17 protein-coding genes are annotated in these 23,481 nt (G+C 51.5%); 13 read left to right on the top strand and 4 right to left on the bottom strand.

The features are described from left to right. Positions 1 to 83: 83 nt before the first annotated feature. Together EYC82_RS15070 and EYC82_RS15075 are read right to left on the bottom strand one after the other, a co-directional pair. The gene (locus tag EYC82_RS15070; protein WP_279250369.1) at positions 84 to 302 is read right to left on the bottom strand and encodes a hypothetical protein; all 219 of its coding nucleotides are present in this window, start codon (positions 300 to 302) and stop codon (positions 84 to 86) included. After that, entirely contained in the window at positions 287 to 1,075 is a 789-nt protein-coding gene (locus EYC82_RS15075; RefSeq protein WP_279250370.1) for a class I SAM-dependent methyltransferase, read from the bottom strand. Before EYC82_RS15075 ends, EYC82_RS15070 begins: the two co-directional genes overlap by 16 nt. 944 nt (positions 1,076 to 2,019) lie before the next feature. On the opposite strand from EYC82_RS15075, the gene EYC82_RS15080 reads away from it, so the two are divergent. From EYC82_RS15080 to EYC82_RS15105, 6 genes are all read left to right on the top strand, one after another. Beyond that, entirely contained in the window at positions 2,020 to 3,516 is a 1,497-nt protein-coding gene (locus EYC82_RS15080; protein WP_279250371.1) for an alpha/beta hydrolase domain-containing protein, read from the top strand. A gap of 48 nt (positions 3,517 to 3,564) precedes the next feature. Further along, positions 3,565 to 4,614, top strand: a complete 1,050-nt coding sequence (locus EYC82_RS15085) for a sterol desaturase family protein (protein WP_279250372.1) — start codon at positions 3,565 to 3,567, stop codon at positions 4,612 to 4,614. A 276-nt stretch (positions 4,615 to 4,890) separates the two neighbouring features. Then, complete coding sequence (locus EYC82_RS15090; RefSeq protein WP_279250373.1) at positions 4,891 to 6,054, top strand: pyridoxal phosphate-dependent aminotransferase; 1,164 nt, start codon at positions 4,891 to 4,893, stop codon at positions 6,052 to 6,054. A gap of 506 nt (positions 6,055 to 6,560) precedes the next feature. After that, the gene (locus EYC82_RS15095) at positions 6,561 to 7,667 is read left to right on the top strand and encodes a zinc-binding dehydrogenase (RefSeq protein ID WP_279250374.1); all 1,107 of its coding nucleotides are present in this window, start codon (positions 6,561 to 6,563) and stop codon (positions 7,665 to 7,667) included. 635 nt (positions 7,668 to 8,302) lie between these two features. After that, on the top strand, positions 8,303 to 9,103 hold the full coding sequence (locus EYC82_RS15100; RefSeq protein WP_279250375.1) for a Coq4 family protein: 801 nt from the start codon (positions 8,303 to 8,305) through the stop codon (positions 9,101 to 9,103). Positions 9,104 to 9,420: 317 nt separating this feature from the next. Further along, positions 9,421 to 10,596 carry an alpha/beta hydrolase gene (locus EYC82_RS15105; RefSeq protein ID WP_279250376.1) on the top strand — a complete coding sequence of 392 codons (1,176 nt, stop codon included), beginning with the start codon at positions 9,421 to 9,423 and terminating at the stop codon, positions 10,594 to 10,596. A 263-nt stretch (positions 10,597 to 10,859) separates the two neighbouring features. Here EYC82_RS15105 and EYC82_RS15110 read toward each other — a convergent pair whose 3' ends face one another. Further along, a complete protein-coding gene (locus EYC82_RS15110) occupies positions 10,860 to 12,503 on the bottom strand; it encodes a lytic polysaccharide monooxygenase (RefSeq protein ID WP_279250377.1) in 1,644 nt (547 codons plus the stop codon). A gap of 564 nt (positions 12,504 to 13,067) precedes the next feature. Next, a complete protein-coding gene (locus EYC82_RS15115) occupies positions 13,068 to 13,622 on the bottom strand; it encodes a DedA family protein (RefSeq protein ID WP_279250378.1) in 555 nt (184 codons plus the stop codon). A gap of 514 nt (positions 13,623 to 14,136) precedes the next feature. On the opposite strand from EYC82_RS15115, the gene EYC82_RS15120 reads away from it, so the two are divergent. From EYC82_RS15120 to EYC82_RS15150, 7 genes are all read left to right on the top strand, one after another. After that, positions 14,137 to 14,691 carry a hypothetical protein gene (locus tag EYC82_RS15120; RefSeq protein ID WP_279250379.1) on the top strand — a complete coding sequence of 185 codons (555 nt, stop codon included), beginning with the start codon at positions 14,137 to 14,139 and terminating at the stop codon, positions 14,689 to 14,691. A 134-nt stretch (positions 14,692 to 14,825) separates the two neighbouring features. Then, positions 14,826 to 15,752: a cyclase family protein gene (locus EYC82_RS15125; RefSeq protein ID WP_279250380.1), complete on the top strand. Its 927-nt coding sequence runs from the start codon at positions 14,826 to 14,828 to the stop codon at positions 15,750 to 15,752. 212 nt (positions 15,753 to 15,964) lie between these two features. Next, positions 15,965 to 17,689, top strand: a complete 1,725-nt coding sequence (locus EYC82_RS15130) for a chloride channel protein (RefSeq protein ID WP_279250381.1) — start codon at positions 15,965 to 15,967, stop codon at positions 17,687 to 17,689. 500 nt (positions 17,690 to 18,189) lie between these two features. Continuing rightward, a complete protein-coding gene (locus tag EYC82_RS15135; protein ID WP_279250382.1) occupies positions 18,190 to 18,765 on the top strand; it encodes a hypothetical protein in 576 nt (191 codons plus the stop codon). After that, complete coding sequence (locus tag EYC82_RS15140) at positions 18,762 to 19,385, top strand: hypothetical protein (RefSeq protein ID WP_279250383.1); 624 nt, start codon at positions 18,762 to 18,764, stop codon at positions 19,383 to 19,385. The genes EYC82_RS15135 and EYC82_RS15140 overlap by 4 nt, the downstream gene beginning before the upstream one ends. A 556-nt stretch (positions 19,386 to 19,941) precedes the next feature. Further along, positions 19,942 to 20,280 (top strand): FKBP-type peptidyl-prolyl cis-trans isomerase, encoded by a 339-nt coding sequence (locus EYC82_RS15145; protein WP_279250384.1) that lies wholly within the window; start codon positions 19,942 to 19,944, stop codon positions 20,278 to 20,280. Between the two features lie 329 nt (positions 20,281 to 20,609). Then, complete coding sequence (locus EYC82_RS15150) at positions 20,610 to 22,718, top strand: molybdopterin oxidoreductase family protein (protein ID WP_279250385.1); 2,109 nt, start codon at positions 20,610 to 20,612, stop codon at positions 22,716 to 22,718. Positions 22,719 to 23,481 lie beyond the last annotated feature (763 nt).

The following is a 23,481-nucleotide window of genomic DNA, read 5'->3' on the forward strand; positions in this document are numbered from 1 at the left end:
TGCCAGTGTTCGACATTGAATCAGGCATGCGGCAAAGCTGAACTCATTTGTACAGGTCGGGTTCTCGCGCTCAAATCGCCCGGTCAGTAACCATCAATGGCATCTGCGACAATCCCGATTAGCTGGACCCTTGCGCCCCCGCTGCCCTTAGAGGCTTCCTGCATGGTGTATTCCTCGAAGAAAACAATGCCTGCATAATTGCGCTCGGTATCGATCCACGATATCGCCCCCCGGCCATAAAAATGAGGAACGCTTGCCGCTCTCGATTGCTGTTTCTGGGCGAGCGCTATACCGGTCGGCAAATCATATAATGCTGAATTGCGTCCTCGGGATCGTTAAGGCTCTCCACTTCCCAGCCCGTACCCTGAACGAGTTCGAGGGCGTGTTCTCTTGAATAGATGGCCCACTTTAAAGGTTGCGTTGGATCAAAATCTACAAATGGCGGCGCCGTGGCGTATTCGTGATTATAGGTCTCGGAAAACTTATCCATGAAAATTTTGGTATTTTCTTTCGCCTGCTCTTCAAACTTCTTATTTACACTACTGATGAAGCCAAGACCCGAAGGCGTGACTTCGTTTACGAATAGACTGAATACCAGGCGTCCTCCCGGACGAACGTAAGGCCGCAGAAGTTTTAACATTTCCGAGTAATCATGCGGTGCAAGGTGGGTAAAGACGGAAAACAACCAGATGATATCGAATGATTCCTTCGAAATCGGCAAAGCGCCGAGCTCCGCGAGTGGTTTTCCCTGCGGATTATACATTTCATTATGGATGTCAAGAGAATGGAAATTGAATCGCGGATCATTAACTTCCTCGCGAAGAAATTCGATCATGTCCCGAAATACGTCAAGGCCAACGTACTTTTTGATCAGGATATCCTGCTCGATAATAGACTTCGCCATGCGATAACCACAGCCCATGTCGAGTATGCGAGACTCAGCGAGATTATCGATCCCGAGGTTACGGCAGACCAATGCTATGATCTTCAGCGTATCTCTGACAGATCTTTCACTTTCTTCGAGCCTGCCCCCGCGACGCAGAGAGCGCGGGACCTTTAGCATCTGATCTGACATATTGTCTCCAGTAGCGTCTGTTCTGGCGACCGATAATAACACGCGAAACGGACTCGCCGATAACCCATTCTGACGAACCCTTATGCGATCCGCTGATGGAGATATCGTTAGTATAGCGAGGCACAAGCGCCCTCAGCTCGCAGATCGACAAACACACATCTCTCTGGCAATCATTCATTGATTCTTGCATTATTTCGCTGTCGCAGATGCCCTCGGCGTTTCTGCCAAATCTGATTGCGCAGTGATCCGGCGTATGCAAATATTTACCCTCATCATGCAGGCTAACCGCCTTGCAGTTGTTGCAGCACGCGCCTTGCCCCAGAGCGGGGCTCGTCCATTGTCGCTTTCGCGGCAATTGTCCAGCTCAGGTATATCCATTCCGAGCCAGTGAAACGGATTGATGTCGGCCCAGGTTGATTCGTTATCTCTAAAGCCATTTTGCGCCTCAGGCTTTTCTTCACGACCGCCCCAATACGTGGCGCTTAGCACGTGCAGCATTATTTTTTTTCAAACGGCGCGGCAAGATTGACCTATCAAAAGTGACAGATGTAGTGGGTATTGTCGCAAACGGTAAAAGGAATACGTCGGCCCTGATCAACGAACACTGCACATGTTATAGAACAGGGGAAATCGAGGGTTTTGAAATCACTCCTGCTCTAAGACGCTGCCGGTAAAAGCGGGGTGATTCAGGATCGAAATTGGGCGATGCGTAAGGCGTGGAGTAGGTTTTTCGCTTAACTTGTCACCATGGCGGATATGGCTTACGCTTTCATGCGTGAGAAGCATGGCGGGTGGCGATGCAATACGAGAGAGCACCCCAACATGTTTGTGTGCGAAGCCCACATCGCAAGCACTGAGTCCTGTCCGGCCTGTATTTGGCAGTCGTAGCTAGCTGCTTTATCAGTTGGCCCTCAAAAAAAAAGCAACAGATTAGGAAGAACACGATGCATTTTTCGATACCGATTACCAGAGCTTCCATAGCACTATTACTTGCGATCTTCCTTTTCGCTTGCTCTGACAGCAGTGACAATAAACCCGACCAGACCATGCGGTCTATTTCCAACCCGTTGGTCACGCTGCCGCCTGAGACAGGTGCGATTAGCTTATTGGCACAAAATTTTGACCTTGGCGAAGTGGGGTATGAGCAGTTTGAGTTTTTTCTGGAGGGCACCGCTACCGCATTCTCTAACACGGGTGAACTGGGGCGTGATGGCTTCTGGGCCGTCGAGCCTGCGCAACAGGCCGACTACCGAACACGTATTGTGGTTTATCGTCCCATCGACTCGAGCGCTTTTAATGGCAACGTGTTAGTGGAATGGTTAAACGTAACCGCGGGCTTCGAGACACCGCCGAGTTGGGGTACCGGTCAGCTGGAAATGCGCAGGGGGGGGTCTGTTTGGGTCGGCGTATCGGCTCAACTTACCGGTATCGAGGGTTCAGATCGCGGTCTGCCGCTGCCGCTGTATTTGAAGGCAGTAGACCCAGATCGCTACGGCTCACTGAATCATCCCGGCGATAGTTTTTCCTACGATATGTTTTCTCAGGTGGCGCAGGCCCTGCGTAACCCGGATGGCATTGCTCCGCTTGCGGGTCTTGATGTTGAGCATCTGATCGCCTATGGCGAATCGCAATCGGCAGGGCGCCTCGTTACGTATATCAACGCTGTGCATCCACTGTATCGGCCTTACGATGGGTATATGGTGCACAGTCGCGGAGATGGCGCCTCCGCTCTGGCGCAGGAGCCACTTGTGGAGATAGCCACTCCTAGCGGCGCGTGGATCCGTACTGACATCAATGTGCCAGTACTGAGCTTTGAGACGGAGACAGATGTAGTCCTGTTGGAATTTCAGAAGGCTCGCCAACCTGATACCGATATGATTCGTGCATGGGAAGTGGCGGCCACTGCTCACGGTGATCTTTACACGTTTGTTACCGGTCGAGACGATACCAAAGGCGACCCTGTTTTTGCTTCGGTCGTTGAGGAAACATCCGTTTTGGGTTTTATCAGCTGTGATCGCCCTTTGAACAACGGCCCTCAGCATTACGTGTTTAACCGGGGCGTGCGCGCTCTGAACGACTGGGTCAACGATGGTACTCTGCCTCCAAAATCGCCACAATTGATTCTCAACGACGACGGCACTGATTATCTCTATGACGATCTCGGTAATGCGCTTGGTGGTATTCGTACACCTTACTCCGATGCTCCCTCTGCAGTACTCCTCGGCGACGCGAACTCCGGGAATGGCTTTTGCTTCCTGTTTGGTTCAACCAGCTTGTTCAGCGCTGAGCAGATGGCGTCGCTATACGTCGATAAGGCAGGTTTTGTGCAGGCGGTAACTGAAGCAACTGAAGCCGCCTTGGCCGCGGACTTTTTGCTGAGGGAAGATGCCGATGCCATCATCGAGTGGGCGCCCCGACAGTGGGACTTGCAAGTTCCTTGATCCACAGCCTGATTATTCAGCAGCGCTTGGACTCTCGTGAGTTATGAGATGAGTACAACCGACGTTGAGCCGCAGGTACAAGGGCCACTGAGCGACGCTCTCACGCAACTCGACAGCCTGATTCAGCACACGTTTATGGTGGAATTGCCGCCGGACCTGCGCTGGGACGCCCTACTGCTGACATTTACCATCGCGGTCGTTTTGTTTTTTGTTCGTACCGGTCATGGTTCGCGAGGCGCGGATGGGCATGAGCGCAGAGTGGGGCTTTGGCAGTTCCTTTTTCCCAGGGAGATCTATACGCACGTTTCCGCCAGAGTCGATATCTGGTTATGGTTGTTGGAACAGCTACTGCGGCCGCTGTGGGTGGTTTCTCTGCTGGCAACGGTTGGTCCTGGCGTAGAGACTATTGCCATTAGTGCATTGGAGCAGCTGTTCGGCGCGACACCCGCACTGCCAGTCACGTTGCCATGGATGCTGTTTTACAGTCTCTTCACGTTGCTCTGCTATGATTTCGTATTTTTCTGCATCCACTACACGATGCATCGCGTCCCGCTATTTTGGTCGCTGCACAAAATACACCATTCGGCGGAAGTACTTACACCGTTAACCCGATACCGTGAGCATTTTCTGGTCGGCCCGCTGTGGGCGGGCGGGGCTGCGTTGGCGTATGGCTTTAGCGGTGGCGTGTTCGGGTACATTTTTGACGGCAATATCACCGAGGCAACACTGCTGAATATCAGTTTCTTCGCCCTGTTATTTGGGTTCAACGGCGCGTTTCGGCATTATCACGTGCAATTCAACTACCCCAAATGGTTGTGCCAATGGCTACAAAGTCCGGCTATGCATCATGTACACCACAGCTATCTGCCGCAACACTGGGACAAGAACATGGCGGCTATTACCAGCATATGGGATCGCCTCTTCGGAACGCTGTATATACCCGAGGTAGATGAATATACTCCCTGGGGGCTCGGCCCGGAAAGCCAGGCTGCGCAGCGGACTTTTTTGCAAAATACGTTAGCCCCCTTCAAGGAATGGAGGCAAATGCTACATCAGAAAAGGGCGCCATCGAAGCGTCAGGTAACGCCAGACGGATGAAAAGTTAGCAGATGAACGGCTACTGGTACGTGATCTAACCAACCCAACGCCTTCACTTCGGTAGGGGATTGCTCCACATCAAAAAGATGAGGCTCGGTTCAACACGATCAAATGTCTTAAAATCAGTAGCGGGCTAACAATCAGTATTATTGCTTAACGCGTTATACCACTATCGACACCCTTCGAGACGGAGTGACGCACGCATTACTTTGCCGCGGTCTCGCTATCAGTGCGATGAACGCACCAATGAGGGCAGCAGCGCCCGAGGAAGCGAGAATGAGTCGTCACCCTAAGTTTCATCCCTCTCAGCGCGGTGCTGCACCGAGCATTGCAGAGCAACTGTACCAGCGCGCACGGGTAATAGAGGCGACGGGCAAAGACATGCTCTACTTGCAGCTGGGTCAGCCCAGCACAGGTGCTCCGGCGGGTACGATGGAGGCAGTTTTATCGGCGGGCGAACAGAACATCTTTGGTTACACAAGCGCTGCCGGCAACGAGGACCTGCGCGAACGTATCGCCCGACAATATGATGAGATCTATGGGGCGAGTGTCAATCCTCAGAATGTCATCATCACGTTTGGAGCATCGGGCGCGATGATTCTTGCGGTGGTTGGCTGTTTTGATGTGGGGCAGCGTATCGGTATGCCTGCCCCGTTCTATTACGGTTACCGTTACGCTCTCGAAACACTTGGCGTCGAATGCGTCATTTTTGAAACCACGATCGAAAACGACTTCCAGCCAACGGTTGCGGAGATCGAAGCGATTGAAGGTGGAATTGACGGCCTGATTGTGACAAGCCCCGGTAATCCTACAGGGTCGATGATTCAGCCCGCTGAATTGAAAGCGTTGTCACTTTACTGTGAGAAGACCGGTATACGTTTTATTTCAGACGAGATTTATCACGGTATTGTCTTTGATGACGAAACACCGCAGGCGACCGCCTGTTCTTTTTCAAACGAGGCAATCGTTATCAATAGCTTCTCAAAGTATTACTCGATGCCGGGATGGCGCTTAGGGTGGATGGTCGTGCCGGACTATCTAGCTGAGTCTATTGCGAATCTGGCGCATAATCTCTATCTGTGTCCCCCTGCGCCTTCACAGGTTGGGGCTCTGCATGCGCTCGATTGCCGAGCAGAACTCGATCAGCACGTGGTGCGTTATAAGCGCAATCGCGACATTCTGCTCGCCGGGCTACCGTCGTTGGGCTTCGATCGTTTTGCCGAACCGCACGGCGCCTTTTATTTTTACTGTCACGTACAGCATATGAACGAGGATAGCGTGGAGTTCTGCATAGAGATGATGGAGCACGCCAACGTGCTCGTCGCTCCAGGATCGGATTTCTGTCCTCAAAGTGGCAAGCATTTCATTCGCTTTTCTTATGCTGGAGCAACCGAAGTAGTGGAGGCTGCAGTTGACCGTTTGGCCGCCTGGCGCGGGTAGTCATAGTCACAACGTCGCATCTGTCAGTCGTGGGCTTTTTCGAAGGTGGGAATTCGAATGAGCGAGTCGCACATCGGGTTCGTTAACGACGAATGAGCGAGATCACCTCGCTGCTGTCCAAGAGAGCTTATTGCGGTCTGAATTACTCGGATGGAAAAAGCTTGCAGGTAACACCAATCGAGCATTCCAAATTAATAACATTCAGTTTTTTTAGCGCGCCGGGTCGGCACCAGTCTCCACTACTAAGGACGACTTGAAGACGCAGATTGGAGTTTTTGGTGTGGTATCAGGGCCGAGGTATATCGCTAGACAGGCCGAATTTCCATTACAGCCTGTATCGGCGAGCCGTCGGCTACAGTAGTACCAGCGTCTAATGATCGTGAGATATGTCTGACCTGCCGAAGACTTGATGCAGGTCGTCATTTCGATTTGATGCTAGCGCAGACATTGCCAGTTAAAAGGTATTACAATATGTGCCCTCACTTCCCGGCTCAGGAGCACATGTTATGACCACCGGTAAACAGCTATTCAGCACGCTTGCAGATGGCAAGCTGACAGTAGAGATCGCGGAGACCGAGTTTCCAGATCCCACGGGCAACCAGATATTGGTCAAGATGGAGGCTGCACCAATCAATCCATCAGATCTTGCCATCCTCACCGGGGCGGCGGATCTTGAAAATGCGGAGTACGCGCCTGGAAAATTTGTAGCGGCTATGCCCGAACCGTTTAATAGCGCGCAGAAGGGTCGTCATGGACTGCGCCTGCCGGCGGGCAATGAAGGCGCAGGAGTCGTGGTGGCGGCGGGTGAGGATGAATTCGCGCAATCGCTTATGGGTCAGCGCGTCGCCTGTGTACCCGGGAATGCCTATTCGCAGTATTGCATCGCTGATGCGGGCATGAGTCTGCCGCTGGGTGATATTTCATCGGTAGACGGGGCCTCCGCATTCGTCAATCCAATGACTGCGCTCGGGTTTGTTGAAACAGCGAGAATGGAAAAGCAGGGCGCTATTATTCACACTGCTTCGGCCTCTAATCTTGGACAAATGCTGGTCAAGATCTGTCAGCAGGATGACATCCCGCTAGTCAATATCGTACGCAAGGCAGAGCATGTTGAGCTGCTGTCAAAACTGGGTGCAACCCATATCGTAAATTCAGCCGATGCAAATTTTTCTGATCAGCTGTGCGACGCGATCGACGCCACCGACGCATACCTCGGGTTCGATCCGATAGGCGGCGGGCATCCAGTCGACAATTGTTTCAAGGCGATGGAGCGGGTCGCGACGAAGAAAATGACTGAGTTTTCCCGCTATGGCTCGGATCAGGCAAAAAAAATGTACATTTATGGCAGGCTGGATATGGGCCCCACGCTACTGACGCCAGCATACGGCTTTGGCTGGACGCTATCGGGTTGGTTGTTGACACCGTTCCTGCAAACGGCAGGTTTGGAAACGCTTCTGCGCATGCGCGATCGTGTGCTGCAGGGGCTCACCTCAACGTTTGCCAGTTCCTACAAGCGGCAGGTAACACTTGAGGAAATGCTCACCAAAGAAGCCGTGCTGGATTATCGCGCGATGAAGACGGGCGAGAAATATCTGGTGACGCCCCACGGATAATACCCGGCAGCAAGGGGAGTCTTTAAGTGGCTTGTAAAACCCAGGCTTTCGATCGCAGGTTAGCGCTATCCATCGGCATAATAGTTTAACGGCAGAAGTGTAATCGGCCCCGCGCAGTAGCCGGTGTATGCTGCTATCGGAGCGAGACGTGCGATCCGTATCAAGTCTTATAAGGGCTACTTTTAAAGGGCATTGCCACAAATCAGGCCGATCGTCGGCGAGGTGATTGAGCGTGGCAGCGGCTGTGCGCCAATCGCCCAGCGCTCCTCCCGGATGGTCAAGAAATCGTTACCGCGGCACGTCAGTGCCGAGACCACGCTGGGGCAATCCAGTACGACATCACGCTGCAGGATGCGGGCTGAATAGATTGAGGCAGAGAAAACAGCACATAGACATCCCTGCCCGGGTTGGAGAGTTCGTGTACGTGTCGGCCCGGTGGGGGTGTTGGCGCTACCACTGACGCCCGCTGACAAAGATTGCGTTGATTGTCATCTTTGCGCCCCCTCATGTATTCCTCACCCAAATAGGCAATAGATCGCTCGAGGGAAATATTCCTATATTCCGCCGGCGGGAGATATTTGGCGCGAAAAGCTGCAACGCCTGTTTTCGCACTGCCGAGGGGCCAGGATTTTGGTATGATGCGCGTCACAGTCAAGGGAGGGCTTCCGGTGTTAGCGTCGGCTTATCAATGGTTTCAGCGTAATCGCATTTATCCTGTAAAAGCGGGCCTTGCAGTATCACGGCTACTCAGGGATCCGGATGACACCGGGCAGGTGTTCAAAGTACTGGAAGCACTGAGAGGGGACTCACTGGGGCGTGCGCACCGGCGCTTGCTGGCCTGCGAGCAGGGTGAGAAGCTATTGAGCGATAAGCCTGCCATAGTTCGGGCGCTGAACGATCGAGAAAGTTTGTTAGGGATGCCTGAAGGCAGTATTGGTCGCGCATATTATGATTTTGTCCATGCTGAGGGATTATCCGCAGATGGTTTGATTGCGTCGAGTGAAGAGGCCCCCTTCGTCGAGAACGTTGATGTGGATATGCGTTGGTTAGGAGATCGGCTGAGGGATATTCACGATCTGCAGCACGTTATGACAGGCTATGGGCGTGACCCCGTGGGCGAGTTGAGTTTACTTTCCTTTATGACGACACAGACGCCCGGTCGAGGCATTGATTTTATTATTTTTATGGGGCGTCAAAAATTCAAGAAGGATCACCCGGAAATTGATATTAACGCTTTAATCCATGAGGGTCGGCAAATCGGTCAGCAAGCCGACTGGATGCTGTTGACGCAATGGGAAAATCGATTGCACGAGCCAATAGCCGATGTGCGTGAAGAATTAGGCTTCTCCTTGCCGCAAAAATATTACGCAGTGAAACGTGATTTTTTAGAGGCCGGATCGCTGGAGACCTCTCTTCCGAGCCATCAGGCCGCTTAGAGGCCGCAATTCCTACCGTGCAAGGAGATAGTTCGGTAGCGCTCTGCACTCAAACCGGCCTCAGGAAAGTGGTGTTGGTACCAAAGAAATAGCCCCTCTCACATAAACAAGATTGCACCCGACAAGAAAAAATAGTCTACACTTCCCGCAGTGACCAAACAGAGATCGCAGCCGGAGGCGTATGGCGACCTAGACACCGTATCGGCATCCATTTGCACGATCAATTTTCGCGGGCAGCTCCTGATCGCTGACAGGATTACCTTTACTACCGCTCATTTATCTTAAACGTGGTTTCCATGACAAGACTCGGACAAAAAATGAAGTGGTCTCTTGCGCTATTGTTGCTCGTTTTAGCAGCGATGGTTGCCTATGGGTATTTCATTGGAACGCAGATTATCCTTGCCCAGGCAGAAGCTTTCGCCTTTCGGCGCATGACCGTCCCGCAGCTTGCCGAGCAGGGAACCTTTCGTTTTTTTTATGCGAATAACCGAACTCCGGCGGATTTGAACGGTGCGCTGAGTCGGCGATTCGATTCCACGCGACAGTCTGAGCTAAATTTTGGAACATTCGATACCCGCATTGAGCCGAGCCTTGGGCTGGGTATGATTTTAGATGCCAGTGACTGGTTTCTGAATGAAGAGATCCGTTTGCAGGAGGTTGATACTCTGGAGCGTGCCGCTTTCGTCAAGCGCTTGCGCGAGCAAGTGGAACAATCACCGAATCGCTCGTTGCTCTTGGTCGTTCATGGTTTTAGAGAAGCGTTTCCATCGGCTTTGCGCAAGACGGCGTTTTTGGCGCACGTGCTGGATATTAACACGCCTGTTTTGGTATTTGACTGGCCGGGTGACCAGGGTGCGTCTCTCTCTGGATATCGCAGAGCACGGTCAGCAGCTCAGGCGTCTGGACCAGAGTTGGCGACATTACTCAGGCTTATCGTAGAGGAAGTGCGCCCTGAGCGGCTCTGGATGGTGGCGAACAGTATGGGCGGACAGGTCGTTGTTGATGCCTTCCATGTTCTGGACAACGATCCAGCCTTTGCAGATGCTCAAACTGAAATAGAGAACGTGGTGCTCACAGCACCCGACGTTGACCATGCCGAATTCAATAACCGGTTCAAAAAGGAAATCACCGGGCTGGCAGAAAATGTAACGGTTTATGTGTCATCCAATGACCGCGCTCTGCTGGTCAGTCGCCTGCTGAACCGAGGCCAACGCCTTGGAGAGAGTACCTTGAACCCGGGAAATCCTGGCCAGGTGCGCCAGTCAGAGAACATTGCCGGGTTGCTGGAGGCGGGGAATGATGGCCTGGTGCTGGTTGACGTTACACCGGTGAACCGCACGCGTAATTTTCATAACTTCAGTTTGGAAACGCCTGAATTTTTTGATGATCTCTTTTTGCGTCTCACAGATAACACCATACCTAAAACCCGTGAGCTCTACTCTCTCGAGACGCCCGATGGAGTGCGTTATTTCGTGCTGACAAAGGGTCGCTAGAGTCTCCTGAAGGTAAATTAAGCCTTCATAAAAAGCGATAACAAGAACCACTGTCCCAGCTTAGATAGAGGCACGGGTGATCGCGCTGATTACCCAACGCACCTATGCTGATCGTGGTTTTACAAATTGACCTGCCGGCAACTTATTTCAGTATCAGGTAATCGATCGCGGCCACAGGATTTAGGAATCGTGTGGCCGCGGGAATCAGGGTCGCCCACGGATGGTTTGACACCTGCGCCAGCAGAACCGGCAAGCATGAGTCTCTAGCACGAGGGCGCAGGCCCAATGAGTGACCATATCTCTGGGCTGGCAAGTGGGGACGATCCGCGTGTCCACCAGTTGGATCGATAAATGCTGCCCTGAAAGAGTATCTCTGTATCAGCCGGGTACACGGTAGTGTCCGAGTATTCGAGACGTACAGCGGAGAGTAATTCAAATGCGTCTGTTGCATCAGGCGCGTCATCAACCGTCCACCACTTTGCTCTATAAATTAGCCCGTCGTAACTGACCATTTCGCCACCGTTGTAGACAGTTGATGCATCGAATGCAGGATGCATTGACGTCATTGCATCCGACGCGCTGCATGAATCGATACCGCTGCCGTCGGGTATGCCCGGGTTGGAGTCAGTCAGGATTACTGTAGCGCTATTCTGGATTGTTGCATTGCCCATTATAGCGTTCGCAACGACTACCAGCGTGAACTCGCCCGCAGCGGCCTCGTGCACATGAAGTTTGAGGCTAATCGGTTGCATAGAGAGGCTCGTATCAGGCGGATTACAAGAATCTGAGTCATCCGGTACGGACATAGAATTGTCGAGAGTGAACGTATCACTGCTTATCGTTTTACCATCGGCGTCGAACAGGGTAGCCACGATATTTGAAGCTTCGTTAGTAGCAACGGCGAATTGAACGTCGGCCATGCCCGTGGCGCCGATTTCTACCGGCGATCCAACACCAGACAGTATCGCCTGGTATTCAGATTGCACGTCAGCAAATTCAACTGCGACCTGAATAGATTGAATGGTACTATTTTCTAGAGCGTATATCTTATTCGCTCCGGCGATGGGGGTGAAGGTGTCACCTGACTTTTCGCCGGCGTAGAAATATCCCTGTGCGTTAATGATGCGTGCTAACTCAAGGCTTGCCGCTGCGCCCGAAGTGGCCACGGTTGCCGTGTATGCAGCAGACATGGACGTATTTTCTCCATCTTGATCCATAATTCGCGTGTAGATAACGTCGCCTGCGTTAAGCGGGATAGCTCCCGAAATACTGCCGACCTCAATGAAAGGATTATCCTCTATTGGCGCTGTGCCTTGTTCGCCAAACTCAACGTCAATAGCGTTGTAGAACGATGCCGCTGTATCGCCGACATCCCATACGGCCAGTATCACTTGATAACCATCACGCAATGGCACTTCGCAGGTATGCTGAATTGTCATTGGGGGGCGCACCATTCCGCCGTCGTGTTCGCAAAAGGGCGTCGACTCGAAGGCAGCGCGTGACAGCGGCTGTGACTGATCCCAGTCAGGCGTGGTAATAAAATATCGCCAATCGCGAGCAATATGATTTGCCGTAAACGTCCACGTAAAACTATTGAGACCAGCGGAAATCCCGTTCTTTGCCCAGCGTGTTGGTGTTTGCACGTTCAGCTCAGACCACGCTGGACTGCCCGCTGCCGCGATTGTGCCATCAGGCGGTCCGCCAATTGGAAAGCGTGGACTGCCATCCAAACCCTCGACAGACTGCGGTTCATACTGTATCGCGCCACAATTTGTATTGTCTCCCAATTTGCAGAGATAAGATCGACTCGCTGGTTGGGACACGTAGCCGTGAGAAAACGATTCAATCGACATTCCCAACGCAGCGAGGCCAGCTATTATTGCCCACTTTTCTTTTGATATTTTCATCGAAAAACCTCTCAAAACTGTAGCGGTAGTGTAAATAGTCACAGTAATAGTCTGTGACGTTTTAGTGTCCTGTGCGCTGAGGAAACAAGAGAAACGCCCAGGCTATTTGCAATCCAAAGTGCTGCTGTCTGAAAATAAGACACAGTTTCAAGAGCAGAGTTCAAACTATTTAAAGTGATGGTAATATGACGCAAAAAAAGAATGGCGAGAACACTAACGGTATCAACTCCTCAGCCCTCAAACGCGGTTGCTGGCTGCCACGAACAGCCCGCAGTCGACGCGCTTGTTTAATTTCTATCATCCAAATAGATTAGCTCCTTCGGTTCTGGCGACAATCATTTGCAGCATAGAAACTGCAACTACTGATTGACTCATAACGCGTGCGAGTAATTAAAGCCTAACGTTCGTCGAACCATGCACAAAATGAGCAGTTCTTTAGTCTTCGGACTCCCTGCGAGATGAGTGTCCCTCCGACGGATCACGACGGGCTAGTATCAGAGGACGGTGGTTTTCTGCTGGGGACGCATTGCGGAGTATGTGGCTTATTTCGTGCCTGCCGCGGTTTTATCTGCGGTGCGTAAGGTAGCGAATCAACCAAAAAGCAACGGCGACACCGGCCAACGTCACAAAAATGGCAGCCTCGTACTGTTTAATATTTCCGAACATTGACGTCAGTGCATAGCCAAAAAAATAGCCCAAGCTGCCAACTATAGAGGCCCATGCAAACGTGCCAATCATGCTCAGCAGAAAGAATTTGACGGCCGATATTTTCGCGACACCGAGCAAAAAAGGTGTCACCGTTCGCAATCCGTAAGTGAAACTAAAACCCAGAATCAGGAGATTTTGGTGTTTTTCTGCGATGGCAAATATTTTCTCAGACTTCTTCTGCCAGACCGGTCGGTTGGCCAGGAAGCTTGCACCCTTGTGGCGACCAATATGGAAATACAATTGGTTACCACAAAATGCACCCAGGAATGCGCAGGCAACCACCAAAGGTAACAGCAAAAAACCTCGATGCGCGGCTAACCCGCCGAGAATGAGGACGGTCTCGCCCTCTAAGAACGTACCGACAGTTATCGTGAGATAACCATAATTGGATATCAATTCCTGTAATGACATGGTTCGTGCTGCTGTCCAGTGATCCGTTGGTTTTGATGATGTTAAACCCTTTAGCGCACCGTCTCAAATACAGTCGATGTTACTGGCTCATATTCCTCCTTGAACAGCTGCCTTTGACGGAAACCTATTAAAATGATCAGCATGTGGAGTGTTTCGGTACGAGCTTGTTTGTAGAGCGGAGCGAGACGTTGCAGTGATGTGCCTTTAGCGTTGCTCTCAGTCATCATTCCAGGGGAGCGCCCATGGCTGTCACTTTTCACCCCATAGGATCAGCGCTTCTGAGTGCTGACGGCGCCAAACGAGAGTAGAATTTTATGCTCTTTCTTGCATCAGCGGGTTGTGGCGGCAGCTTTTCATCACCGGGTGGTTTGGTTTGACGGGCAAAAGTAACTTGTCAGGCGCGTATACTTGGGTTCAAGATATACACCCAAGTACAGAGGGTTCGTTATAACGCATCGTTCGTTACGTGATGGGTTCTATCTCGACAGTGATATAACCGTCGGAGCTAACTGAAATGTCCCACTTTGAGTTCGTTATCATTAGCTTTGCGTTAATTTATTCACACTCGGCTGTTCGTTTATACAGCGCACTTCCTCATCTCAACCGCAGATCCTCGCGCTATCCTCCGATGATTTTTTATATAATGTTTATTCTCTTTGGAACAGCCATTACATTCTGGTCATTGTGGAGCTACCGGGATGTCCAGTGGGATTTTTTAGCTTATATTCGACACCTGGCAACACCTGCTTGCCTATTTTATCTTGCGGTAACACTGGTACCTGACAATCCGGCAAAGGTAGCTTCATGGGAGAAGCATTTTTTTGAGATCAGAACCAGGTTTTTCGGTGGCCTTATCGTATTTGCTTCGATCTTATCAATAAACGTTACACTGACAGCTGCAATGCCTCTTTACCATCCCATGAGAGTGGTGCACCTGTGCGTTGCTCTGTTGGGAGTGGCAGGACTATTGGCGACAAGCCAGGGGGCTCATAAAAAAATTATGTGGTTCGCAATTCTTTCGCTGCTGACTGCGATAGTCGTGAACATGGCACCATCTAGTTTGAACTAGAGCGAGGTACCGTGCAGTATGATCAAAAGCGTAACTGTTCAGACAAGCCAGAGACATCCGCTTTCCCCGATTGCTGATTGTCGCAAGGTCACAGTAAAAATAATGCTAATTTTATGAAAATCTGGAGAGGCACTATGCAATGTCAACGGGAAAGCAGCGGTCAAGGCTTTATAAAATTGTATGCGCGCATGCTGGCTCTTTTGTGCGTGGGTATCGGTCTCAACCACCAGATCGCACTAGCCGATGATGACCTGATTCAGTTATTGAAGGCGGCAACTGTCATCGAGTTGAATTTTATTTGGGACCATAATTCGCCTCTTATGAGTCTTAATCCGCCCTATGCGTTGGCTCTGGTCAACTCCCATAAACAAACCAAAGGCATGATAAAGGATATCTCATTCGCTGCTGACATGATGTACTTCAGTGGCCAGCACGGCGCACCTAATCTTGATGCACTGGGCCATATTGGCCACAACGGCGAGCTATACGGCGGTCTGGACGCAGCGGCAAGCGAAGGTTCGGGCGGACTGCTTGAATTGGGTATAGAGCATTACCCAAAAGAGCGCTTTGTTAACCGTGGTGTGCTGCTTGATGTGGCCAGGTTTAAAAACATAGATGCATTGGCGCCGGGTCAGGAAATCTCTGCTGAGATCCTTGAAGCAACGGCGCGGGCGCAGGGCGTAGAGATACGCGCTGGCGATTCGGTGCTGATCCGCACTGGTTACGGCCAATACTTCGATAGTGATAAAGCGAAGTATATGGGGCCACGGCCGGGACCGGGAGCGAGCGCTGCGCAATGGTTGGCGGAAAAGAGCGTCTTTTTAACTGGAGACGATCAGCTCACCTATGAAGTATACCCAGACGAGGGCACAATTTTTCCGGCGCACCGAATTCTCTTGGCTGACAACGGCATCTACATTGTCGAAAATATGAACCTCGAAGAACTGGCAAAAGTACTCGCCGAACGCAATACGTATGAGTTTGCGCTGGTGTTGAACCCACCCAGAATACGCGGTGCTACGGGGGCAGCTATCAATGCCTTCGCTGTGGTTCCACCATAACGCGTTGCCTTATGTTCTTTATTCCAGCGATGTTATGCTTAGGAACATCATCGATATCAGATTTAAATTGATGGGGTGGCACTGCATCAATCGCTAATTGCCGCTGGCGTCGCCGCTTTTGACAAATTACGATGTAAAGCTAAGCCGGCGCGCTGAGGAATTCATCACCCCTTAACTATGCAAGCTTTATTCATTCGCAGAAGACACTACCTATGACATCCGCTACTGAAGCACCGCTCCAACCGAGAAGCATGCCGGCTATTTTGACTATGGCCGCAGCGATCGGAGTAATAGCCGGTATTGGTGCGTGGGGATTCCGGATGCTGATTGGCTTTGTTCACAACACGCTTTTTCTAGGCTCCCTGTCTGCAGATTACGACGCCAATGTACATACGGTTGCAAGCCCCTGGGGACTGGGAGTGATACTTGTCCCGGTGATTGGCGCACTTGTTGTTGCCTGGCTCGTTAAAAACTTCGCACCGGAAGCAAAAGGACATGGCGTCCCGGAGGTCATGGATGCAATTTACTATAACAAGGGATACATCCGGCCTCGCGTTGCGATAGTGAAATCGTTGGCTTCCGCTATTTCTATTGGCAGTGGTGGTTCTGTGGGGCGAGAGGGCCCTATTGTGCAGATTGGCTCCGCTTTTGGTTCCACGCTGGGAACCATCTTTCCGATGTTAGTCAGGGACCGGGTAGCCCTAATTGCCGCTGGTGCTGGCGCGGGTATCGCCGCGACTTTCAATGCACCGCTGGGCGGTATTTTGTTTGCAATGGAATTACTTCTGGTTTCGGTTAATGCTCGAAATTTTCTGGTGGTTGCGATCGCGGTAGTCGTCGCCACACATATTAGCCATTTGCTACTAGGGACTCAGCCCTCCTTTTATGTGCCTCAATTAGAGATTCCTTTTTATCCGATGTTTTCTCCAGTGCTACTTTTTTCGTTTCTGCTCTTGGGTTGCGTAATGGGACTGGTATCCGTGGCTTTCATTCGGGGCTTGTACAAACTGGAGGATATATTTGATGCGATGCCGGGTAACTACTACTCGCGCCACGCACTCGGAATGCTCTGTGTTGGCATAATTATGTACCTGTTGATGAAGCAGGTAGGCCACTACTATGTCGAAGGCGTTGGCTACGCGACGATAATGGATATTTTGAGCGGTGCTGTTATGTCCCCTTGGTTCCTTCTCATGTTGGCAGCGTTGAAGCTGCTGGCAACCTGTTTGTCCCTCGGTTCCGGCGCCTCTGGCGGTGTCTTTTCACCAGCGCTTTTTATGGGTGCCACCGTGGGCGCTGCTGCAGGTTATTTATGCCAATGGCTCATGCCGGAAGCCGATATCGCCGTCACTACTTTTGCGATCGCCGGCATGGCTGCGGCGATCGCTGGAACCACCGGCGCTGTGCTCACAGGCATCATCATGCTGGCTGAAATGACTCGAGACTACCCCAGTATGCTTCCGATGATAATCACCTGTACGGCGGCCTATGGATTGCGTAAAGCTATCATGGACGAAAGTATTTACACGATGAAACTCCTTGCACGACACCACACGGTGCCCGAGGGTTTGCATGCTGCAATACTAACCACAGAGCGTATCGTCGATTTAATGGACACCAATTTCGAGGTCCGTTTGCCGGGGAGCGACATAACAACCGCTGCAGCAGTTGTTGTGCAAGACAGTAAGGGCCAGATTGTGTCGGTATCGACCAGCAGCAGGGAAAACGCCGGCAATCCCTCAGTGGCGGATCTCAAGTTTATCGTCGTCCCAGCGAAGACAACGCCGCTCGCCGCTTTAGCGTCTCTCTGTGAGACTGGCGCAGATGTGATCCTGGTCACGAAGGAGGCCGACAGCGGTCTAGCCGCGGATATAGTTGGTTTGCTAACACCGGCTATTCTTGCAGACCTCCTTAGAGCAGACGACACCCTTTCGTAATCACTAGTCAGTTTAAACTTGCCTCAGGAAATCGAGGGCTCGCTGTAAGGGACGGTGATAGAGGCAACGCTCGGGGGAATTGCAAACGGCATCGCGAAGGCCTATGTGTCGTTTATTGCTGATAATTATGGCACGCACTAGGCCGCTTATTTACAGCGCCGCCCGCAGGGTTCCACGAACGCATAACATCTTTTTTAGGCAGATGCTCGCGGTGTACCGCGTTCTGCTGTTGAGCGGGATGTCTTACACGGTCAAATATAGTTGAGGAATTGCACCCAGTTGAATAGCCAGCACACTGGTAAGACTGCGACGGTCCCGGTTGAAAATGTCCATAGGCCGCAAGATAACGCAAGGAAATGCTATAGTGATAAGAGCAACGGTCGGTGAACAACCTGGTATCAGTTTTTATCAGGCTTGTGAGTCGACTAGGCGGCTACCGAAGTGTTTGACCCGTGTCGGTGTAACCGGAGTGAGGTGATATGAGGTATTTGACGTGTTTTTTGGCGTTCGCGCTGGTCGGTTCGCTGGTTGCCGGAAATAATGTGTCTGCGCAAAGTGCAGAAAATATTGTCAAAGACTATCGCAATGACGTGAATGGAGACCTCGATCAACCCACCCGCGTTCGATTGGAGGCGCAGGCAGGCGTCGACATGGGTCGGATGGCTGGTGTGTGGGGTACCCTGGGGGAAAAGGACGTATCGGATGTTTTTTTTCTGGGCAAAACACCCGATTTTGCACGAATGCAGTTTGATTTAACGGCGCTTAAAGGCAGCGGCGCTACCGCAATTGTGACGGCCAAAAATGGCAAGGAGATCGTGCGCCATCAAATTGCAGCGGATGTCGGTGAGACCAAGACTGTCTGGCTTCGGCTGAAGGGGAAGATTCTGGTTCAGGTAATTCCATCAGAAGTGAGTTCCAGTTTCTCCCCGTCGGCGCAGCTGACGTATGCACTGTATTTTTGGTATCCAGGCGATACGATTGATGCATTGTCGGAGACCGAATTTGATAATGTCGAAGATTATGAAGGTAGTGAAAAACCGCGCGTGTTGCATGCAGTGAAGGGAGTAGGGAAATGAATAGGCCTTTCCAAATTGTTTGCGCCATGTTTTTGATTGCGAGCTGCTTTCAAACCGCACACGCAAACCCCGGCAGTGAGGTCTTCGATCCAAGCTTTGGAAACATGACTGCCGGGGCGAGCGCCTTCGCGACTGCATTTTACAACTACAGCGTTTTTCAGGAATGTGTTTCTGACCCGGACTGTGGAATGCCGGACGATCCCGGCTCGGGATTTGAGATAGGTGCTGGAAGCTGTTGCGACGAAAATAATGATTGCTTTAACGATTTTGAAACGCATGTGGATCGAATAGACCGTGCGCTAGCTACGCTTTACAAAAATGAACGCACTTACGCTTTGATCATGAAAATACAGAGCGCGCGAATGACAGCGATGAGGGGCGCCGGCGGTATGAGTGCCCCAGCGGCGGCCGTCGTCGCGCGGCAGGAAATTGATATCGCGAAAGCGCAGAGAGATTTCACCGATAAGTTTAACAACAAGACCCTGTCTAATATCAGCAAATTGAATGATTTCATGCTGGAGCTTGACTTGATCATTGAAGACTATTGCGCTGATACTGACTGGTACCAGCGCAATGGCTTGCCCCTGTATTTGCATGCCAGGATGAAATTTCCTAAATAAAAAGGATATCGGAGTTCGCTCAAAACGTGACTCAATAGACGCATATAAAATAATGCTGTCGAGACGAGTCCCAGGAAAAAGTGAGAGATCAGCAGTCGTGAATGAATTATCGCGCCTGACGTCGGCCAAAGGCAGCAAATTGTCGGGATGACGCGGCCACGAAAAGAAAAACAGGACAAGCGAGAGTGTGTAGTTAGATCTCGTATCGACCGATTGTTCATAAGCTGAGGTGTTTTTCGATAGAGTGTTTTGGTGTGGAATGGTCGTAGCTTGTAGATGTTTTCTGGGAAAAATTGATTATTTTTTTCGAAGTTTCGAACGCTGATTCCCTGCGATAGCACTTACGCTGGTTTTTGATGAGGTGCCTGGGGGCGCGCCAGGTTCGCATCCGCTGCGCTAGTCTCTGCCCCACTCTGATTTCCCAAGACTGCGCATTTGAATAGGGGGTAGTCAACCCGACGTCAGCGGAGAGATTCGCTGATGAAAGATGGCAGGTTGTTCTCCTAATTTAAGCTCTTATGTTATGGTGTTTCTTTTCAATTTCGGGAGTTAGTAGATGAGCGATGTTATCACCACAGCCTCAGGTTTAAAGTATGAAATTCTGGAGAGCGGGAGCGGCGCTACTCCTGGGCCAAGAGACACTGTGAGCGCGCATTATCATGGTACATTTGAAGATGGCCGGGTTTTTGACAGTTCTGTTGAGCGTGGCCAGCCCATTGATCTGCCTGTGAACGGTGTTATTGCTGGCTGGACCGAAGCCTTGCAGATGATGAAGGAAGGAGACAAATGGCGACTCACTGTAAGCCCAGAGCTCGGTTATGGAGCGAACGGTGCAGGACCGATTCCGGGCAATACAACGCTGATATTCGAGGTTGAGTTAATCGCCGTTCGTTAAGGACGGTGCTGTTTTCTGGCAGACAAGCCAAATCACAGCGGAGGCCGTTTATGGTCTGTTCTCTGACGGCGAACGATGGAAACGTCAGGAAGATAGCAGCCGGGCGGTTGCTTAAGGAATCTATAACGCCCCGAGCACGCAGGCCAGCAGAGAGCAGTGGCGTCAATTAGGCCTCTAATAGTTGCGTTGAGCGAGTGATTGGTACAACGGCAGCAGTGTCTCCAGCAGGGAGGCGCCCCCGGAGGGGCGGATCGTAGCCATAGTGAGGTTTTAATGTAGCGTTACGGCAGCCCAAAGTGTGACGGTTTTCAGTGTAGAGGAGCTAAGAGATGAATCGTAAAACGCATCACCGTGCGTGTCATCTGTGCGAGGCTATTTGTGGACTCGTGATAGAGACTGACGGCGCCGATATTGTCTCTATCAAGGGCGACAAGTCTGACCCTCTGAGCCGTGGTCATATTTGCCCCAAGGCCATTGCCCTGAAGGATCTGCACACCGATCCAGACCGTCTGCGCACGCCCATAAAAAAAGTACGCAGTGAAAATGGCGAGGATTACTGGGAAGACATTAGCTGGGATGAAGCACTGGACACCACTGCGGCACAATTGGCGCGGGTGATTGCGGAGCACGGGGTAAACGCCGTAGGCATTTACATGGGAAACCCTTCGGTGCACAACTACGGCATGATGACGCACCAAGGCAATCTGTTTCAGCATATTCGCAGCGACAACCGCTTTTCTGCGACCAGCGTCGATCAGCTGCCCCATCACCTCACTTCTTTATGGCTTTACGGGCACAAGCTACTCATTCCTGTGCCCGATGTGGATAACACTGACTACCTGTTGATGCTCGGGGCTAACCCATTGGCCTCCAATGGGAGTATCTGGACAGTACCGGGTGTTAAAAAACGTCTTAAAGCTTTGACTGCGCGTGATGGCAAACTGGTCGTTATAGACCCGCGCAGAACCGAGACAGCTGGCATCGCGAGTGAGCATCAATTTATCCGGCCGGGTACAGATGCATTATTTTTACTTGCCTTACTTAACACGCTTTTTAGCGAACACCTTACAGAGCCCGGTGCCTTGGCTGGATTTACCAGCGGATTGGATGCTGTATCTACTGCCATCGAGGTCTTTACGCCCGACTTTGCAGCTGCCCATACAGGTATCGCCGCCGACACCATACGCCGTATTGCCAGGGAGTTTGCCGCCGCTGACAAGGCCGTGTGTTATGGCCGCATGGGGGTTTCGACCCAGGCTTACGGCGCGCTATGTCAGTGGACGATTCAACTGATCAACATCGCGACTGGGAATCTGGACAGGCCCGGAGGCAGTCTGTTCGCCACGCCGGCTGTAGATACGCTGATGACGAGTAGCCCGGGGGGCCACAACCGACATCAAAGTCGCGTGCGTAATCTGCCAGAGTTTGATCGGGAGCTGCCTGCCGCGTGTCTGGCCGAAGAAATCACTACGCCCGGAGAGGGTCAGATTCGTGCGTTGTTCACCGGTGCGGGCAATCCGGTGCTGTCCACTCCCAACGGGCAACAGCTCGATACTGCCATGGAGGGACTGGAATTCATGGTTTCACTGGATCCCTACATCAACGAAACTACCAGGCACGCCGATATTATTTTGCCGCCCACTTCGCCGTTGGAGCACGACCATTACGATATAAGCTTTCACCTGTTTGCGGTGCGCAATACGACGCGCCACAACGAGCCAGTCTTTGATAAACCGGAGGGCAGCCTGCACGATTGGGAAATTTTCAACCAGCTGGGTAATCGTCTCGCGCTACTGCTGGACAAGCCAGAGCAGCCAGCCATGGCGCCCCATGAAATTATTGATCTTGGTCTACAGGTTGGCCCGCACAATGAAAAGGGGCTTTCTTTAGAGAAACTACGCCAGCAGCCCTCGGGCATTGACCTGGGTCCACTCCAGTCACAGCTACCCCAACGACTGGCAACGCCACAGAAGAGAATTTGTTGTGACACTCCAGAGGCAATAGCCGATCTCGGCAGACTGCAAGAGGACTTTCAGAAGCCAGACTCCACCGAATTTCGAATGATAGGCCGTCGCCATGTGCGCTCCAACAATTCCTGGATGCATAACTATCATCGCTTGATGAAAGGTCGCGATCGTTGCACATTAATGATGCATCCACACGACATGGACAGACTGGGTATAGAAACTGGCGCAAGGGCGACACTGTCCTCCAGAGTGGGGTCGGTTGACGTTACGGTGGAGGGCACAGACGAGATAATGCCTGGTGTAGTCAGCTTGCCTCATGGGTTCGGTCACGACAGGCAGGGTGTTCGGATGCAGACGGCTGTTAGCCACGCGGGCGTGAGCTGCAACGACATTACCGATGATCAGTACCTGGATCAACTTTCTGGAAACGCCGCAGTTAACGGCGTGCCTGTCACTGTGTGTCCTTCTTGATGAAAAAGTGCTGACTGGGACAACTGCAAAAACGTTCCGCTTCCTAACTGAACGGGAAAATACTGATAAGAGAAAAATATGCCGGCTTCACGCTACGGTAGACGGGCGAGGATGCTTCATTCGTGCCGCTTTTTTTCTGTAAACTCACGCTTATTGAAAGTGGCCGGGCTAGTCGGCTTGCGAGAGCGATTTTAGTGCGCCAGTGATTCTCGTGCTCGATAGGCTATGCGCTTTTAGCGTTTGCTACAGATCGCTAAAAAGCGATATTTGTACTGTGAAAGAGGTCCAAGAGGTGTGGTGCCGCAACTGCACAACGCGATTGAAATACCAAAGCTCATACTCGGCGTTACCACGTTTCGCAGCTCGTCGCGTTTAGCGCGTGGAGCACGGGGTTTGCTTTGGCTTTCAGAATAAGCTGAGTCGCTTCCGCAACGAAAATCGTTGACGGATGGCAGAGTGGCTGTTTGATAGGCAGGCACTAACGCTTATAGCTCTACATCAATAAGACGAAGGTATCTGAATCAGTTGTGAGTTGTAGATAATCCTCTGAAATCGGACAAGATGGCTATCTTGGTCTAAACTTAAAAGACAGAGGTGTTGGCGTGGCGCAATCTTTGGTCGCACCTATTAAGAAAGCGCGGCCGCTAGAAAAGCAGAGAGAATGGCCCGCCATAAATATCACGTCAACCGATGAATAGTATGGGTTTTTAATTCCTGATCCGAGTTGCATCAACTGTTATCGAGATAGAGAATGCAGGTCACT

This window comes from Candidatus Marimicrobium litorale (assembly GCF_026262645.1).
Taxonomy (GTDB): domain Bacteria; phylum Pseudomonadota; class Gammaproteobacteria; order Pseudomonadales; family Halieaceae; genus Marimicrobium; species Marimicrobium litorale.

Coding starts and splice junctions, on each gene's coding strand:
- EYC82_RS15100 (WP_279250375.1), top strand. CDS start 8,303: ATGATGCGCGTCACAGTCAAGGGAGGGCTTCCGGTGTTAGCGTCGGCT.
- EYC82_RS15145 (WP_279250384.1), top strand. CDS start 19,942: ATGAGCGATGTTATCACCACAGCCTCAGGTTTAAAGTATGAAATTCTG.
- EYC82_RS15120 (WP_279250379.1), top strand. CDS start 14,137: ATGTCCCACTTTGAGTTCGTTATCATTAGCTTTGCGTTAATTTATTCA.
- EYC82_RS15090 (WP_279250373.1), top strand. CDS start 4,891: ATGAGTCGTCACCCTAAGTTTCATCCCTCTCAGCGCGGTGCTGCACCG.
- EYC82_RS15075 (WP_279250370.1), bottom strand. CDS start 1,075: ATGTCAGATCAGATGCTAAAGGTCCCGCGCTCTCTGCGTCGCGGGGGC.
- EYC82_RS15095 (WP_279250374.1), top strand. CDS start 6,561: ATGACCACCGGTAAACAGCTATTCAGCACGCTTGCAGATGGCAAGCTG.
- EYC82_RS15080 (WP_279250371.1), top strand. CDS start 2,020: ATGCATTTTTCGATACCGATTACCAGAGCTTCCATAGCACTATTACTT.
- EYC82_RS15110 (WP_279250377.1), bottom strand. CDS start 12,503: ATGAAAATATCAAAAGAAAAGTGGGCAATAATAGCTGGCCTCGCTGCG.
- EYC82_RS15125 (WP_279250380.1), top strand. CDS start 14,826: ATGCAATGTCAACGGGAAAGCAGCGGTCAAGGCTTTATAAAATTGTAT.
- EYC82_RS15130 (WP_279250381.1), top strand. CDS start 15,965: ATGACATCCGCTACTGAAGCACCGCTCCAACCGAGAAGCATGCCGGCT.
- EYC82_RS15085 (WP_279250372.1), top strand. CDS start 3,565: ATGAGTACAACCGACGTTGAGCCGCAGGTACAAGGGCCACTGAGCGAC.
- EYC82_RS15105 (WP_279250376.1), top strand. CDS start 9,421: ATGAAGTGGTCTCTTGCGCTATTGTTGCTCGTTTTAGCAGCGATGGTT.
- EYC82_RS15140 (WP_279250383.1), top strand. CDS start 18,762: ATGAATAGGCCTTTCCAAATTGTTTGCGCCATGTTTTTGATTGCGAGC.
- EYC82_RS15150 (WP_279250385.1), top strand. CDS start 20,610: ATGAATCGTAAAACGCATCACCGTGCGTGTCATCTGTGCGAGGCTATT.
- EYC82_RS15115 (WP_279250378.1), bottom strand. CDS start 13,622: ATGTCATTACAGGAATTGATATCCAATTATGGTTATCTCACGATAACT.